Origin of the sequence: Flavobacterium sp. W22_SRS_FK3, from assembly GCF_052113665.1 — a bacterium.
Taxonomy (GTDB): Bacteria; Bacteroidota; Bacteroidia; order Flavobacteriales; family Flavobacteriaceae; genus Flavobacterium.
Genome location: NZ_JBGQOF010000023.1, coordinates 1 through 17,580, shown reverse-complemented (window position 1 = coordinate 17,580; position 17,580 = coordinate 1). Strand labels below are relative to the sequence as shown.

The window sequence follows — 17,580 nt, the reverse complement described above, 5'->3', positions numbered from 1 at the left end:
GATCTTTAAAAAAACTAACAACAACTAAAAAAAATACACCATGATTTTTAACTGGTTTAAAATATTTATTTATCATTTAAAGCAAAGCAAACTGTTTTCATTTTTAAATGTTTTAGGATTAAGCATCGGGATTGCCGGAGTGATTTTTGCCATTTTGTATTGGAATAATGAACATTCCTACGATCAATGGAATCCTGGGAAAGAATCTAATTATATGGTGCTTAACAAAATTGGTGCAACGGGCGACATTTGGGGCTCCAATTCGATTCCTTTTGGAGAAACCTGTAAAGTTACAATTCCGGAGATTGAGAAAGTTTGCTTTTTTAACACATGGTATGATGAAGAAATTATCAAATATCAGGATAAAAAATTATTGATTAAAAAGATCACAGTAAGTGATGAAAATTTCTTTGATTTTTTTCCTTTTGAAATTCTGAAAGGCGCTAAAACTAATATTCTAAAAGAAAAAAACAGTGTAGCCATTTCTGACGAACAAGCTAAGTTGCTTTTTAAAGAAGAAGACCCAATTGGGAAATCTATCATATATAACAGTACAGCTTATACCGTAAAATCAATATATCACATTATCAAACCTTCTTCTATTGAGCCAAATTATGTATTTAGTGGTGTAAAGAGAGAAGGTGATTTGAACAGCTGGGGAAATTTTAATTATGGCTTGCTTGTTAAAATTAAAAAAGACGTTAATCCTTCGCTTGTTCTAAAGAAGATGCAAAATGTAAATTTTGTAAACCGGACTTTAAAAGATGCGAAAGAAAGTGGTCAGACTGTAGCGCAATATGTAAAAGAAAATGGTGAAATCACCGTTATTCTAGATCAATTAAAAGACTCTCGTTTACATGGAACAAAAAGCTCAGCTGGGCAAAATTATCCTGAAGGCATTGGTAACTTAAAATTGCTTTATAATATGGCAGGTTTGTCTATTTTGATCTTAGTTTTATCATTGGTAAACTATATCAATCTGGCAACTGCATCAGCTATAAAACGCGCTAAAGAAGTTGGTGTTCGCAAAATTGTTGGTGCTACAAAAAGTCAGATTATAACTCAGTTTATATTCGAAACAGCTATAATTGTTATACTGGCCATTATTTTCGCCCTGGCAATAGTAGAGCTTTCTATGCCTTATTATAATTCTTTTTTGAAAAAAAATCTGACTATGAATGGCAGTGAATTTTACCTGCAGCTTATTTTTATATTTGGATTAGTGATCATTCTTGCGGGTATTTTCCCTGCCATTTATATTTCAAATTTTGAAACTTTAAAGGTTTTAAAGGGCAATTTCTCCAGAAGCAAAAGCGGTATTTGGGTTCGAAATTCGATGCTAATCTTTCAGTTTGGAATCGCGACGTTTTTTATCATTGGCGCATTGATTGTCAATTCGCAAATCAATTACATGATGAATAAAGATTTAGGTTTTAGTGGTGATCAGATAATTTCTATCCCATACAATAAACCCAACAGGCAAAAAAGAACAGAACAATATTTAGTTGCAAAACAGGAAATTAAAAAAATATCCGGAGTTTTAGATGTATCAACATTTGCCGGATCTTTTGGAGGAAGTACGAATTCAAGCTCCGGATTTACGCACAATGGTATTTTTGTTCAGCCCCGAAATGCTGAAATAGATTTTGGTTTCCTTGAAATGATGAAAATCAAAATAGTTGAAGGACGAGATCTGTCTCCTAAATTTGCTTCAGATACGGTAAGCAGCATGCTTATCAATGAAACATTGGCTAAAACATTAAACTTAAAAAATCCTATTAATACGATCATAGGTTCCGGCTGGAGTAAAGGAGAGGGAGATAATTTAAAATTTAAAATTGTTGGTGTTGTAAAAGACTTCCATATTACTGGCCTTCAAAATAAAGTGCCTCCTATGGTTTTTGTTAATATTAAAACTTTAAAATGGAATAATTTTAATAATCTTTTTGTAAAAGTTTCGCCAAACAACCTAACTCAAACATTAGAAAAATTAAAAAGCTTTTGGTCTAAAAATGTTAATCCTGATTACCCTTTTAATTATGAATTTGTAAACAAAGGTTTCGCCAAAACTTACGAAGAACAAGTAAAACAAAAAGACTTATTTTTTATCCTGAATCTTGTAGTTATTATTATTGCCATTTTTGGATTGTTTGCTTTGGCATCATTTTCTATGGAAAGAAGACTGAAAGAAATCGCAATAAGAAAAACACTGGGTGCAGAAACGGATATGTTACTGAAAGAATTATCAAAACAATATATTATATTCTGTTTAATGGGATTTGTATTCGGAATTTTTCCAGCCTATATTTTATTAAAAAAATGGCTTGAGGATTTTGCTTTCAGAATCAATGTTTCTTTAGTTCCTTTTAGCATCGCATTAGTTTCTCTATTGGTTTTAACCTTACTAATTGTTTTGGCAAAAGCCTATCAGGTAACCAAAATAGATATTTTAAAATATTTAAAATACGAATAACTCAGTCAAATACTTTTATAACCCGGCAGAAATATTTCTGCCGGGTTTTCTTTTTAGATTTATTTCCTCAATCCAGCCATCAACAAATACAATTTAAAACAATAAAAATCCGAACATAATCTGTTATCTTTGCAATCTGAAATTGGTTTAAATAAATATCACTTTTAAACTGATCAATCATTAGAAAAATATAATATCAAAATGAAATTAGATAGAAAAGAAATTCTTAAAGCTTTAGAAACAATAACTATAGCCGGAGAAGGAAAAAATATGGTAGAAAGCGGTGCTGTTGCCAATGTAATTACGTTTGGTGACGAAGTTGTGGTAGATTTATTATTGCATACACCGGCAATGCACATCAAAAAAAGAGCAGAAGACGATATCAAAAAAACAATTCATGAGTTGGTATCTCCTGAAGCTAAAGTTAAAGTAAACATTAAGGTTGAAGCAAAAGAAAACCCTAATGAAATAAAAGGAAAAGCCATTCCTGGAATCAAAAATATTATTGCCGTTGCTTCTGGAAAAGGCGGAGTTGGAAAATCAACCGTTACAGCAAACCTTGCGGTAACGCTTGCTAAAATGGGTTTTGCAGTTGGTGTACTTGATGCTGACATCTACGGACCTTCAATGCCAATTATGTTTGATGTTGAAAATGAAAAACCAATTTCGATTACCGTAGACGGAAAATCAAAAATGAAACCCGTTGAAAGCTTTGAAATCAAAATACTTTCTATCGGTTTTTTTACAGCACCAAGTCAGGCCGTAATATGGAGAGGTCCAATGGCCGCAAAAGCTCTGAACCAAATGATTTTTGATGCAGATTGGGGAGACTTAGATTTCATGCTTATCGACTTACCTCCTGGAACAGGTGATATTCACCTTTCGATCATGCAATCATTGCCAATTACCGGAGCAGTTGTAGTTAGTACGCCTCAGGCTGTAGCACTTGCAGATGCTAAAAAAGGAGTTGCTATGTTCATGCAGGATAATATTAATGTACCTGTTTTAGGGATTATTGAAAATATGGCATATTTCACTCCTGAAGAATTACCTGACAATAAATATTATATCTTTGGACAGGAAGGCGCAAAAAATCTTGCTGAAGATTTGAATGTTCCGTTTTTAGGAGAAGTTCCAATTGTACAATCTATTCGTGAGGCAGGAGATTATGGTCGCCCTGCAGCTTTACAAACAGCCTCAGCAATTGAAACAGTCTTTGAAGAAATTACCCGAAATGTAGTTAAGGAAGTAGTAGACAGAAACGATAGCCTGCCTGCAACAGAAGCCATAAAAATCACAACAATGGCTGGTTGTTCAGCAGTTAAAAAAAATTAGAAAATTGAGATAATAATGCGGAAATTAGAAAATTTGAAAAAATAAGATAATGAAATAATTTTGGATAGTTTTAAGGATTATCTAATTGACACATTATCTAATTAGCACATTCTCTAATTGATACATTCTCTAATTGACACATTAAATATTATGACAACAGAAGAATTAACAAGCAACGTATTATTGGCACTTGATGAAATCAGACCTTTTTTGAATTCTGATGGTGGTGACATTACGTTGATTTCAATAGAAGACGACAAACATGTAAAAGTTCGTCTTGAAGGTGCATGCATCAGCTGCAGTGTAAATCAGATGACCTTAAAAGCAGGTGTTGAAACAACCATTAAAAAGTATGCGCCACAAATAGAAACTGTGGTTAATATTATGTAGCGAAATGGGTAATTTTCTCTTATCTTAAGTTTAAAACAATTAACAAGAATAACAGTTGTTTGAACCATTTATGCAGAATTTTTCATATAAAATTATTAAAGCGCACATATTTTTATGATTTTAGCAAAAAATAATATAAAGATTTAAGGTATTACATTAATAAATTATTACATATTTAACTTAAATTTGTAGCAAAACCCCTAAATCTTAAATTATGAAAAAATATTACGCACTTCTTTTGTTATTGTTTTCAGTTAGTATAAATTATGCTCAACAAACTTCAGAAACATTAATTGTAGACAAAGCATGGCTTAACGAATCAGAAGAATGGTCAGATTATAATTATTCAGGTAAAATTATATTTTCAATCAATGCCAATAATGAAGAAGGCAGCCTTAGTATAAGCAATTACGATTTTTTATACGATTTTTGTGGAGGTAAACCAAAATTTTCAAATAAGGCAAGTTACAATAATGCAGAGTTTTCACATCCAAGAAAAATATTAGCTTCAACTGATAAACAAGGAGTTGTAAACTCAACATACGAAGGTACCTTGATTTTTCAATTGGATAAAGATTATTATTCAGTGATCGCTGTAATTACATTATTAGAAAAAGGCGGAAACATATTAGGTGCCAAAATGCATCTTAAAGACAGTAACAGAAAAGAGTACGCATTTAGCTTAAAACCAAATAGTTAATAAACAATCTTAGGATTTATTCACGTTTATTAAATTCTAAGTAATAAAATTCCAATAATTTAAAATGGATGTATTAATAAAGATTAAAGATCGGGAGGGAGTTATACACGAATTACAGGCTCCAACTGATATGGCAATGAATATAATGGAGTTATGCAAAGCATACGAACTTCCTGTTGAAGGAACCTGTGGGGGAATGGCTATGTGTGCTTCCTGCCAGTGTTATGTTTTAAATGATGTTGCATTACCTGAAATGGGAGATGATGAAGTAGCCATGCTTTCGGAAGCGTTTTATGTTAAATCAAACAGCCGCTTAGGTTGTCAGATTCCAATTACTACAGAATTAGAAGGTTTAGAGCTTGAATTGGCTCCTGAATATTAAATTCATAAAAAAACGAGTATTACTAAAATTTCCCGCTTTTTTTAGACCTAAAATAATAAAAAAACCGTAATCACTTATGATAATTACGGTTTTTCATTATAACAATTTTTGTAACCTCAATCTATTATACCAAACCTGCTGAAATTAAATATTCTGCAATTTGAATCGTGTTGGTTGCTGCACCTTTTCTTAAGTTATCTGCAACAATCCACATATTCAAAGTGTTTGGCTGACTTTCGTCACGACGAATTCTTCCAACAAAAACATCATTTTTCCCTTCAGCATAAAGCGGCATTGGGTATGTAAATGTGTCCAAATTATCCTGTACTACTACTCCATCGGTATTGTGTAAAATTTCGCGAACTTCATTCACATCAAAATCATTTGTAAACTCAACATTTACAGCTTCACTATGTCCGCCAACAACAGGTACACGAACAGCGGTAGCCGTAACTCTTATGGTATTGTCTCCCAGAATTTTTTGAGTTTCACGAACTAATTTCATTTCTTCTTTAGTGTATCCGTTTTCTTCAAAACTATCGCAATGAGGAATAGCATTTCTGTGAATTGGATATTTATAAGCCATTTCACCCTGCACTCCTGCATATTCGTTTTCTAATTGTCTAACCGCTTTTACACCGGTTCCGGTAATCGATTGGTAAGTAGAAACAATGATTCTTTTAATGTTGTATTTTTTATGCAAAGGTGCCAATGCCAATACCATCTGAATAGTAGAGCAGTTAGGATTTGCAATAATTTTATCTTCTTTAGTTAAAGTATCTGCATTGATTTCAGGAACTACTAATTTTTTTGTTGGATCCATTCTCCAGGCAGAAGAATTATCAATAACTGTTGTTCCGGCTGCGGCAAATTTTGGTGCCCATTCTAAAGAAGTATCTCCTCCCGCAGAAAAAACGGCAATATCTGCTTTCATATCAACAGCAGTCTGTAAACCAACAACTTTATATTTTTGACCTTTATATTCGATTTCTTTACCAACAGATTTCTCTGAAGCAACAGGAATTAATTCTGTAACTGGGAAATTTCTTTCTGCTAAAACTTTTAACATTATTTCGCCAACCATACCGGTGGCGCCTACAACCGCTATTCTCATTTTTATATTTTTTATTATGAATATTCTAATTTAGACTGCAAAAGTAAGGATAATAAAAACGAATACAATTCGCTTCACAAAAAATAACAAATTGTTACAAATTAAACAAAAAGAAGAAAAACCGCTCCAATCAAGAAACGGTTAAGTTAGACTTAGTGTAGCGGTATATATATTATTGCTTGTTTTTTAAAAGATCTCTAATCTGGATCAACAGCTCCTCCTGAGTGGGTCCTGCCGGAGCAGCAGGTGGTGGCACTTCTTTCTTTTTAAGATTATTTATTCCTTTAATAATTAGAAATAACACAAAAGCAACAATTATAAAATTAATTACTGCAGAAAGAAACAAACCATATTTTACACCTCCAAAGGCCGTCAACTCTTCGATAGTGGATAAATTTGCTGCATCTAAAGCGGGTTTTAATATTAATGGTGTAATTACATTTTCAATTAATGAGCTTACAATTTTACCAAAAGCAGCTCCAATAATGACACCGACAGCCAAGTCGACTACGTTGCCTTTCATTGCAAATTCCTTAAATTCTGAAAACACTCCCATAACTGTTTGTTTTAATTTATAATTAATGAATATCGAAAATACGTAATTTTCTTAAAAGTTCTATAAAACTACCTGAAAAATACCCTTTTTACACGTTGCGAAATACTGGTCAGAATTTCATATGGAATCGTTTTTAAAGTGTCTGCCATTTCTATAACCGTTGGACTTTCCCCAAAAATAATAACCGAATCTCCTTCTTTACAATCAATTCCGCTGACATCAACCATTAACATATCCATGCAGACACTCCCTACAATAAAAGCTTTTTGATTTTTAATGTTTACATATCCTGCCTGATTTCCCCATAATCGTGAAATTCCATCGGCATACCCAATTGGAATAGTCGCAATTTTAGTTTGTTTTTCAGCCATAAACCTGCGTCCGTACCCCACACTATCTCCTGCAGGAATGGTACGAACCTGAGAAATAATAGATTTTAAAGTCCCTACATTTTCTAGATATTTTTGTTCAGAAGGATCATTGGAAACACCATACAAACCAATTCCTAAACGTACCATATTATATTGTGCGTCCGGGAAATTACTGATTCCGGAAGTATTCAAAATATGACGTACAGGATTTACGCCTAATTCATTCATTAATTTTGAAGATAATTTTTCAAATAATCGAATCTGCGAAAGAGCAAATTCATAATGATTCCTATCATCGCTGGTCGCCATGTGAGATAAAATACTCTGAATACGAACCGTTGAATTTCCTTTTAAAGTGGCAATCAATTCGTCTATTGTGTTTTCTTCAAATCCCAGGCGATGCATTCCGGTATCGAGTTTAATATGAATTGGAAAGTCTTTTAGGTTCTTTTCACGAGCAATTTTCAAGAAAGCATTTAATCCTTTTATTGTATAAATTTCAGGTTCTAACTGATACTGAATAATCGATGCAAAACTGGTAGATTCAGGATTTAAAACCATGATTGGTAATTTTATTCCGCCATTTTTCAGCGAAATTCCCTCATCGGCGAAAGCCACACCTAAGTAATCAACTTTGTGATGTTCTAATAATTTTGCAATTTCCAATCCTCCGTTTCCATAACCAAAAGCTTTTACCATAACCATGATTTTGACATCATTGGCTAATTTAGATTTAAAGAAATTTAAGTTATGGCTAATAGAATTCAGGTTGATTTCGAGAATGGTTTCATGGGTTTTCTCTTCCAATAACGCCACAATTTCTTCAAACTGAAATGATCTCGCCCCTTTAATTAAAATCGTTTCATTGGTAAAATTCAGATTTTCAAAATCATGGATAAATTCAGCCGTATTTTGATATGTGATACAATTTGAAAATTTATTTTTAAATGCTGAAATCGTGGTTCCAATTCCAATTACCCGATTGACTTTATTGTCAGTAATTAGCTGCGCAACTTTAGAATACAATTCTTCATTTGAAAATCCGCTTTGAAAAATATCCGATAAAATAACAGTTTTGGATGCATTCTTTTTTTGGCTTTCCAGAAAATCCAGTGCAATTTTTAACGACTGAAAATCAGAGCTGTAACTATCATCAATAATACTGCAATTGTGAATTCCGTTTTTAACTTCCAATCGCATTTCAACTGGGTATAATCCCTGCATACGACTTTGAATCGCATCAGAATCATATTCAAAATATAGCAAAACCAATAAACACGAAATAGCATTTTCTATAGATGCAGAATCACTAAAAGGTATATTTAAAGCGTAATTTTCATTTTGATATCGGTATTGAATATTCGTCGTTTCATTTTTATTTTCCTTTTTCAAAATAAAAACAGCTGCTGTTTCATCCGTATAACTCCATGAAAAAAGTTTTCGGGGATGCAGCATATATTCTGCTGCAAATTGAGACAAGCAAGAATCTACAATTTCATTTTTCTGATAGATAATTACCGGAGAATCTTTAAACAAAAGCAGTTTTTCATCAATCTTCTGCACTGAATTTAAAAAACCTTCATCGTGAGCGGTACCAATATTTGTAAGCACTCCTATTGTTGGTCTTATAATTTTTTCAAGTTTGTCCATTTCATTAACCGTCGAAATTCCCGCTTCAAAAATGCCCAAATTATGTTTTTCATTAATTGCAATAACCGAAAGCGGTACTCCAACCTGCGAATTATAGCTTTTAGGACTTCGGATAATATTATAATCAGGACTCAGCAAGAAGTTAAGCCATTCTTTTACTATCGTTTTGCCATTACTTCCCGTCAATCCGATAACAGGAAAATCAAAAAGATTTCGGTAATAAGCAGCAAATTGCTGCAGCGCTTCTAACGTTGATTTTACTACTAAAAAATTAGCTTTGCTATGACAATTTTCAGGAATATATTCGACAACAAAATTCTGCACCCCTTTTTCTGCCAATTCTGAAATATAAGAATGTGCGTCATTGTTGACTCCGGACAGTGCAAAAAACAAAGTTTGCGAACCATTTTGCAGTGAACGGCTGTCTATTGAAATATGGTCAATAAAAACAGCTGCATCTGAGCCAATCCATTCGGCATGAAGAACCGAAACAAGGCTTTTTAAGTTTACGCTCATGTAGAAAATATCTTTTTTTCAAATTTAAAACATTAAAAGTAGAAAAGAGTTGTGATTTTCTTAAAAAATAAATGGTTTACAACAACGTATTTATATTTCAATTATATTTGTTGAAGACCTCAAATTACAGCATTTTGAAAAGAATTCTTCCTATATTCTCCTACCTGTTACATCCTGTTTTTATATCGATGTATGCTGCCTTATTCTACCTTTTTTATAAAGATGATGTATTTACGAATCAGGAAAAATACTTTGTTTTATTTCAGATTCTGATTATTACCATTATCGTTCCGCTTTTATTTTTCTTATTGCTACGATCAACAGGAAATGTAAAATCAGTAATGGCACATGAAACGTCCCAACGGATAATACCCTTGATTTTGCAATGTTTTTTATTTATTCTGTTAGTAAAAAGAAGTATTGTTATTACACGTTATCCTGAACTGCATTTCTTTTTTCTTGGTGGCTTGTTCAGTACCATAGTAGCTTTAATTTATTCGCTTTTTAAGGTAAAAGTGAGTTTGCATATGATGGCAATCAGTGGTTTTGCTATTTTTGTAATCGGAATGAATATGCATCTACAAATGCACAATCCGTATTGGCCGGCTCTTTTAATTTTGCTGACCGGAGTTGTGGCATCCTCACGTTTAGAAATGAATGCACATACTTACAAAGAATTGTTTATCGGATTTATAATCGGAATAATTCCTCAGGTTTTATTTTTGTATCTGTGGCTATAGAATATAAAAAATAAGACCGAGGCTCATGGTTTTCATTTTAACATCTTCTCCTGAAAGGGTTTTAACATCTTTAAACAAAGGATTCAGTCCATAGTAAAAATAAATATTCCAGGTATTATAACCTGCCGAAATATAAGCACCATACTGAAACTTGTTAATATCAGGATTGTTCTTTATTTTATAGGTAGTTTCTCCATCATCTAAGACAGATTTATTAGAGAAAACGTAACTGAATTTAAAACCTGTATAAATTCTCCAGAACTTATGGCTTTCATAAGTCGAATTTCTCCATCTGAACTCAATCGGAAGATCAACTAAATATTGCCTGTATTTGTTTGAAACAAACTCATTATAATCGTTCACGCCATATACCAACCCATCTGTGTTTGTAGAAATAGTCAGATTCTGAAAATAATTCTGATAACTTAATCCTAAACCCGTAGCAATAGCAAATGATCTTTTTTTATTGATAGGCATATCCCGTAAAAAACCCGCAGAAATACCTGCAGAAAATTTATCGCGCTTAAGACCTTCAGGAGTGTCAGCCAAAAGGTTATAGGCAATCGAGATATAAAACTGATCTTCCCTATACAAAGAGTCAATTTTAACCACGGGAGTAATTTCAGGTTTTTCTTCTTGCGAAAAAACATTAAAAAACGATACTAGAAATAAACAACTAAAAAATAATCGCATAGTGTGTTTGAGTTAAAGAGGATTTCAGATAAACGTTTTGTGGGCTTGCTTATTTGATTCACAAATATAATATAATGATAGTTTATGACATGATTATAATATGATTATTCTATTTTCATTCTTTGTAAAATATTTTGTTGCACTATTTTCAATAAAAAGCCCTAAAATCCAAGATTTTTATATTTACCTTTTATACCTTTGCCTGATAATGAAAAGAAGGCAGCTCATAACCAGTTTTTCTTTGGCTCTAATAGTATTATTCTCGATACTGTTTCAGTCCATACATAGTTATGAGCATTTTGAACAACAGCTTTCTGAAAAAAATTGCCATCATAAGTATGATAATGCTAATGGGCAAATTACACATCAGCATCATAATAATGACACTTGCTATGTATGTCATTTTTCTTTTGGAAACTATGTTGCTCCTGAAAAATTTTCTTTTCAGTTTTTCGAAAATCATCAGGAAATTCCATATTTTATTGGTTTTTCACAAACTATCATTTCTTTTTCCGGAAGCTTATATTCTCTTCGCGGACCTCCCCATTCTTTAGTTTCATAAATTTCAATACCCGTACAAAGATTTTAATTGAATTTTAAACTCATTTAAGTTTCCTGTTCTTCATTTTATGAAAATCAGGCAGCTTTACGTTTCTTTTGATTTTTATTTCAAAAGAAAAAAATTAACTAAAGAATCATTTTCAAATGAAAAAAATAATAATTGCCCTTATTTTAGGGTTTTCAGGCATTCTTTCTGCTCAAAATTCTGTTTCAGGAATCGTAACAGATATACAAAACCAACCTATGCCGGGCGTATCTGTGTACGCACCTGAATTACACAAAGGAACTACAAGTGACGAAAACGGTAGATATGAATTTACCAATCTCCCAAATGGAACTTTACGCCTTTCTTTTGCTTTTGTAGGCTATGCTACTCAAAACAAAACCATTGCTAAACTTTTAAAACAAAACACATTAGATATTACCCTCGAAGAATCTATTTTAGAAATGGATGAAGTGGTTGTTTCTACTCCTTTCAACAAATTGCAATCGCAAAATGTCATGAAAGTAGAGCATGAAAGCATTAAATCACTGCAGCAAAAAGGAACTTCAACCTTAATTGAAGGTCTTGCCACTATTCCAGGAGTTTCGCAAATATCGACCGGAACCTCTATTGGTAAACCTGTAATTAGAGGTCTTAGCGGAAATCGCGTTTTGGTTTATTCACAAGGAGTCCGTATCGAAAACCAGCAGTTTGGAGACGAACACGGTTTAGGTTTAAATGATGCGGGAATCGAAAGTGTCGAAGTCATTAAAGGACCGGCTTCTTTATTGTACGGATCTGACGCTTTAGGAGGTGTTTTATATTTCAATCCTGAAAAATTTGCCGATGCGAATACTTTCAAAGCTAATTTCAGTCAAAAATATTTTACCAATACACAGGGAAGCAATTCGTCAATTGGATTAAAAACTTCAACTGACAACTGGAAATTCCTGGCCCGCGGAAGTTACAATACCCATTCTGATTACAAAATTGGCGATGGCGATCGTGTAACCAATTCTCGTTATAACGAAACCGATTTTAAAACCGGAATCGGCTACAGTAATTCCAGTTTTTCAAGTGTTTTGAGATACAATTACAACAAATTAGATATCGGAATTCCAGAAGATGGAATAGCGGAACAATCTTCAAGCAAAGACACCCAATTTCCGAGACAAGGGATTTTTAATCATTTATTGAGTTTAAACAATGTAATCTTTTTTGAAACCTCAAAATTAGATATTGATTTAGGGTATATTTCTAATGACCGAAGCGAATTTGAAGACAGCAACGAAGCTGCTCTTCACATGAAGCTAAATACATTTAATTACAATGCAAAATACCATTTCCCTAAAATCGGTAAAATCGAAACTATTTTAGGAGTTCAGGGAATGCACCAAACTAACAAAAATTCCGGTGAAGAGTATTTAATTCCGGATGCAACGACAAATGATTTTGGTGTTTTCGGAACAGCCAATTACGAATGGAACAACAGTGTTTTGCAGGCTGGACTGCGTTTTGATAATAGAAGTGTATCTTCTGAATCACACGGAATTGAAGGAGAAGAAGGTTATTTTGAAGCTTTAGACCGCTCTTTTGACAGTTTTAATGCTTCGCTGGGCTACAAAACACAATTGACTGAAGCAGTTACACTTCGATTAAATGTTGCCAGTGGATTCAGAGCGCCTAATTTAGCTGAATTAACCTCAAACGGAGTTCACGAAGGAACCAATCGCTATGAAATTGGAAACAGCGATTTAAAAACAGAACAAAATGTTCAGACCGATTTGAATTTAGAATATAAAAACTCCCATTTTGAATTCTTCATAAACGGCTTTTACAATCATATCAACAATTACATTTATACATCGCCAACAGGAGAAGTTTTAGACGATAATGATGTTTTTGCTTATGTACAGGATAATGCAAAATTGTTTGGTGGTGAAGTTGGTCTGCATTTTCACCCACATCCTTTAGACTGGCTGCATTTTGAAACCAGTTTTGAAACCGTTACTGGTAAAAAAGACAACGATGATTACCTGCCTTTAATTCCAGCCAACAATTGGAATAATACGATTAGAACTGAATTCAACATCAAAAACTGGTTTAAAGAAGGTTATGCTTCCCTAAACGTATCTTCGACATTGGATCAGGATAATGTAAGTGGCTTCGAAACCGCTTCAAAAGGATATACTTTGGTAAATCTGGGCTTTGGAGGAACCGTAAAATTGGGTAAAACTGTTTTTGATGTAAACCTGAACGGAAACAACCTATTCGACAAACAATACATTGCACACCTTTCCAGATTAAAAACAGACGGAATTCCAAATATTGGGCGAAATATCGTCTTGGGAGTGAATTTTAATCTGTAACATTTTATAACCATATAAGTCATATAAGTAAATTTAAGCGAAACTAAAATGAAGTTATATGACTTATTTTTCTGTATATTATTTTTCACAACAAAATTTTCTATTTTTGTTACAACAACAAAAAACAACTATGAAAAAAACAATTCTAATAATGGCTATAACTACAGCAGGAATTTCATTTGGGCAAAATAAAATTCAGTATCCTGAAACCAAAAAAGGAGAAACAGTAGATGTCTATTTTGACACTAAAGTAGACGATCCCTATCGTTGGCTTGAGGATGATAAATCTGCCGAAACCGGTGCCTGGGTAAAAGCAGAAAATGAAGTAACCTACGGGTATTTAAGCCAAATTCCGTTTCGTGATGCCCTTAAAGCCAGAATGGAAAAATTGTGGAACTATGAAAAAATAAGTGCTCCTTTTACTGAAGGAAAATTTACTTATTATTCAAAAAATAACGGGCTCCAGAATCAGTCGGTTATTTACCGAAAAGATGAAAAAAGCAAAGAAGAAGTTTTTTTAGATCCGAATACATTTTCTAAAGACGGAACAACTTCATTAGGCGGTTTAAATTTCTCTAAGGACGGCAACAAGGCTGCTTATGCTATTTCTGAAGGTGGAAGTGACTGGAGAAAAGTAATTATCATCGATGCGCTTTCTAAAAAAGTTTTAGAAGACACTTTAGTTGATGTAAAATTCAGCGGTGTATCCTGGCTTAGAAATGAAGGTTTCTACTATTCCAGTTATGACAAACCAAAAGGAAGTGAATTATCTGCCAAAACTGACCAGCATAAATTGTATTTTCATAAGTTAGGCACTTCTCAAAAAGAAGATAAGGTGATTTTTGGCGCCGATCAAAAAAGAAGATATGTGGGCGGTTACGTTACCGAAGACAATCAATATCTGGTTATTTCTGCTGCCAATTCGACTTACGGAAATGAATTATACATTAAAGATTTAACCGTTGCAGACAGCCCCATAATTACAATCGTTGACAACTTCAATAGTGATAATAATATTATCGAAAACGAAGGCAGCAAATTGTTTATACAAACTGATTACAACGCTCCAAACGGTCGAGTGGTTACTGTGGATTTCAGTAATCCTAAACAGGAAAACTGGAAAGATTTCATTAAAGAAACAGAGAATGTATTATCTCCCTCTACCGGTGGCGGATACTTTTTTGCTAATTATACAAAAGATGCCGTCTCGTTAGTTTTACAGTATGATTACAGCGGTAAATTAGTTCGTGAAATTAAACTTCCTGCAGTTGGATCAGCCGGCGGATTTGGTGCGAAAAAAGAGGAAAAAACATTATACTACAGTTTTACTAATTATACAACTCCAGGAACAATATTTTCTTTTGAGCCCAAATCAGGCAAATCTGAAGTGTATCAAAAACCAAAAGTTGATTTTAAAAGTGACCAATACGAATCGAAACAAGTATTTTACACTTCAAAAGACGGCACAAAAATTCCGATGATTATTACCTATAAAAAAGGAACGAAACTAAACGGTAAAAACCCAACCATTCTTTATGGTTATGGCGGATTTAACATTAGTCTGACACCAAGTTTCAGCATTGCCAATGCAGTCTGGATGGAAAATGGCGGTGTTTATGCTGTTGCCAATTTAAGAGGCGGTGGTGAGTACGGAAAAAAATGGCATGATGCCGGGACCAAATTGCAAAAACAAAATGTCTTTGACGATTTTATTGCTGCAGCAGAATATTTAATAGCTCAAAAGTACACCTCATCAGATTTCTTAGCCATTCGTGGCGGTTCTAACGGAGGTTTATTAGTAGGTGCTACAATGACACAGCGTCCGGATTTAATGAAAGTAGCCTTGCCAGCCGTAGGTGTTATGGATATGCTGCGTTATCATACTTTTACAGCAGGTGCCGGCTGGGCTTATGATTACGGAACAGCTCAGGATAATAAAGAAATGTTCGAATACTTAAAAGGATATTCTCCTGTGCAGAACGTAAAAGCTGGCGTTAAGTATCCTGCCACTATGGTTACAACGGGAGACCATGATGATCGTGTTGTTCCGGCTCACAGCTTTAAATTTGCGGCCGAATTGCAAGACAAACAAACAGGTGACAATCCTGTTTTGATTCGTATTGATGTAAAAGCAGGTCACGGAGCTGGTAAATCGGTTGCGGCTACCATTCAGGAAAATGTAGATATTCAGGCTTTCACACTTTACAACATGGGATTTAAAGCTTTGCCTAAAAAGTAAAATTTTAAAGCTTTAATTTTTTTAGCCACGAATTCACGAATTATTTTTGTGAGCTCGTGGTTATTTTTTTGCTACGAATTAAATTTTCCCGAGGACTTTTGTTTCAGATCGAGAATTTTACCGAAAAGATCGCAAGATTTTTGATTTAATAAGTATCAAATCTGTTCGCATCTGCTAAAATCTTTTTAAATCTGCGTGAAAAAATTATTAATGAATTCATGATAAACCTTTTTTAAACAATCCTTAAATTTGAAAATAACAAAAAAAGACAAACGATGAAAATCATAAAATGGGGAATCATAGGATGTGGAAATGTAACTGAAGTAAAAAGCGGACCCGCTTTTCAAAAAATACCTAATTCTGCATTAGTAGCTGTAATGCGAAGAGATGCAGCACTTGCAGAAGATTATGCCAAACGCCACAATGTTCCTAAATGGTACTCAAACGCCATCGATCTGATCAACGATCCGGAAGTCGATGCCGTTTATATTGCCACACCTCCTTCTTCGCATAAAGAATATACCATTTTATGTGCCAAAGCAGGAAAACCGGTATATGTTGAAAAACCTATGGCGCTGACTTTTGAAGAATGCAATGAGATGATCAGCATTTGCAAAGAACATAACGTTCCGTTATTTGTGGCTTATTACAGAAGGAGTCTGCCTCGTTTTTTAAAAATCAAAGAAATAATTGATAAAGGAAAACTAGGAACAATAAGACATGTAAATTGTGTTTTGTACCATCCTTTAGAAGAACGTTACGATGACGAAATTAATTTACCGTGGACGGTTTTACCACACATTTCTGGAGGCGGAATATTTGTTGATCTAGCCTGTCATACTTTAGACTTTCTGGATTTTGTTTTCGGACCGATAAAATCTGTACGCGGGCATGCGACTTCTCAATTAAAAGCATATCCTGCAGAAGATGCTGTTTCGATGTCCTTTTTATTTGAAAACGGAATTCACGGAACAGGCTTGTGGAATTTCGCCAGTTTCGAGCGTTACGACAATACCGAAATTGTAGGCGACAAAGGTAAAATCTCCTTTTCAACCTTTGGAGATGATCCAATTCATGTTCAATATACAAATGGTGAAAAAGAAAGCTTCACGATCGAAAACCCGCTTCATATCCAGCAACCTTTTATCGAAACCGTTGTGGAAGAACTTTTGGGTAATGAAGGTATTTCTCCATCAAAAGGAGTTTCCGGTGCCAGAACAACTTGGGTTATTGACGAAGTATTGAGAGAATTTAGAAACTCAAAAGAGGGATAATCAAGATCAGGAGCTGATTCCTGCTGTCCGCTGTATCTTTTATGCCAAACCCCGGCATAAAAGGATGCCGCTCCCATCAGGGCTATGACTCCAGTTTTCATAATAAAAAAAAGAGGATATTCATAAAAACGAATATCCTCTTTTTTTAAATTAAATTTGTCTAGTCCTGAAATAGCGATACACAAAAAGCATCGTTATGGAAGATCAAATAAAATATGTAAAGCGTAGTCAACG

The 17,580-nt window shown here is 33.7% G+C and carries 14 protein-coding genes; 10 read left to right on the top strand and 4 right to left on the bottom strand.

Going from position 1 to position 17,580, the window contains the following annotated elements:
* Positions 1–40 precede the first annotated feature (40 nt).
* The 5 genes from ACEN2I_RS17305 (at position 41) to ACEN2I_RS17285 (ending at position 5,280) form a co-directional block, all read left to right on the top strand.
* On the top strand, positions 41–2,473 hold the full coding sequence (locus ACEN2I_RS17305) for an FtsX-like permease family protein (protein WP_441767360.1): 2,433 nt from the start codon (positions 41–43) through the stop codon (positions 2,471–2,473).
* Positions 2,474–2,674: 201 nt separating this feature from the next.
* A complete protein-coding gene (locus ACEN2I_RS17300) occupies positions 2,675–3,808 on the top strand; it encodes a P-loop NTPase (protein WP_441767359.1) in 1,134 nt (377 codons plus the stop codon).
* A 150-nt stretch (positions 3,809–3,958) separates the two neighbouring features.
* A complete protein-coding gene (locus ACEN2I_RS17295; RefSeq protein WP_017494691.1) occupies positions 3,959–4,198 on the top strand; it encodes a NifU family protein in 240 nt (79 codons plus the stop codon).
* A 214-nt stretch (positions 4,199–4,412) separates the two neighbouring features.
* The gene (locus ACEN2I_RS17290) at positions 4,413–4,898 is read left to right on the top strand and encodes a hypothetical protein (protein WP_441767358.1); all 486 of its coding nucleotides are present in this window, start codon (positions 4,413–4,415) and stop codon (positions 4,896–4,898) included.
* Positions 4,899–4,962: 64 nt separating this feature from the next.
* Positions 4,963–5,280 carry a ferredoxin gene (locus tag ACEN2I_RS17285; protein WP_441767357.1) on the top strand — a complete coding sequence of 106 codons (318 nt, stop codon included), beginning with the start codon at positions 4,963–4,965 and terminating at the stop codon, positions 5,278–5,280.
* 124 nt (positions 5,281–5,404) lie between these two features.
* Here ACEN2I_RS17285 and ACEN2I_RS17280 read toward each other — a convergent pair whose 3' ends face one another.
* The 3 genes from ACEN2I_RS17280 to ACEN2I_RS17270 all read right to left on the bottom strand — a co-directional run bounded on the left by ACEN2I_RS17280 (position 5,405) and on the right by ACEN2I_RS17270 (position 9,487).
* Positions 5,405–6,394, bottom strand: a complete 990-nt coding sequence (locus tag ACEN2I_RS17280; protein ID WP_441767356.1) for an aspartate-semialdehyde dehydrogenase — start codon at positions 6,392–6,394, stop codon at positions 5,405–5,407.
* 172 nt (positions 6,395–6,566) lie between these two features.
* A complete protein-coding gene (gene mscL, locus ACEN2I_RS17275) occupies positions 6,567–6,950 on the bottom strand; it encodes a large conductance mechanosensitive channel protein MscL (protein WP_441767355.1) in 384 nt (127 codons plus the stop codon).
* A 68-nt stretch (positions 6,951–7,018) separates the two neighbouring features.
* On the bottom strand, positions 7,019–9,487 hold the full coding sequence (locus tag ACEN2I_RS17270; protein ID WP_441767354.1) for a bifunctional UDP-N-acetylmuramoyl-tripeptide:D-alanyl-D-alanine ligase/alanine racemase: 2,469 nt from the start codon (positions 9,485–9,487) through the stop codon (positions 7,019–7,021).
* A gap of 134 nt (positions 9,488–9,621) precedes the next feature.
* Here ACEN2I_RS17270 and ACEN2I_RS17265 point away from each other — a divergent pair, with 134 nt between their 5' ends.
* Entirely contained in the window at positions 9,622–10,227 is a 606-nt protein-coding gene (locus ACEN2I_RS17265; RefSeq protein WP_441767353.1) for a hypothetical protein, read from the top strand.
* Here ACEN2I_RS17265 and ACEN2I_RS17260 read toward each other — a convergent pair.
* On the bottom strand, positions 10,222–10,920 hold the full coding sequence (locus ACEN2I_RS17260) for a porin family protein (RefSeq protein ID WP_441767352.1): 699 nt from the start codon (positions 10,918–10,920) through the stop codon (positions 10,222–10,224). The genes ACEN2I_RS17265 and ACEN2I_RS17260 overlap by 6 nt on opposite strands.
* A gap of 241 nt (positions 10,921–11,161) precedes the next feature.
* Here ACEN2I_RS17260 and ACEN2I_RS17255 point away from each other — a divergent pair, with 241 nt between their 5' ends.
* The 4 genes from ACEN2I_RS17255 (at position 11,162) to ACEN2I_RS17240 (ending at position 17,346) form a co-directional block, all read left to right on the top strand.
* Positions 11,162–11,482: a hypothetical protein gene (locus tag ACEN2I_RS17255; protein ID WP_441767351.1), complete on the top strand. Its 321-nt coding sequence runs from the start codon at positions 11,162–11,164 to the stop codon at positions 11,480–11,482.
* Positions 11,483–11,625: 143 nt separating this feature from the next.
* Positions 11,626–13,833 carry a TonB-dependent receptor gene (locus ACEN2I_RS17250; protein WP_441767350.1) on the top strand — a complete coding sequence of 736 codons (2,208 nt, stop codon included), beginning with the start codon at positions 11,626–11,628 and terminating at the stop codon, positions 13,831–13,833.
* A 130-nt stretch (positions 13,834–13,963) separates the two neighbouring features.
* Positions 13,964–16,072 carry a prolyl oligopeptidase family serine peptidase gene (locus ACEN2I_RS17245; protein WP_441767349.1) on the top strand — a complete coding sequence of 703 codons (2,109 nt, stop codon included), beginning with the start codon at positions 13,964–13,966 and terminating at the stop codon, positions 16,070–16,072.
* A 275-nt stretch (positions 16,073–16,347) separates the two neighbouring features.
* Positions 16,348–17,346 (top strand): Gfo/Idh/MocA family protein, encoded by a 999-nt coding sequence (locus ACEN2I_RS17240; RefSeq protein WP_441767348.1) that lies wholly within the window; start codon positions 16,348–16,350, stop codon positions 17,344–17,346.
* Positions 17,347–17,580: the final 234 nt, after the last annotated feature.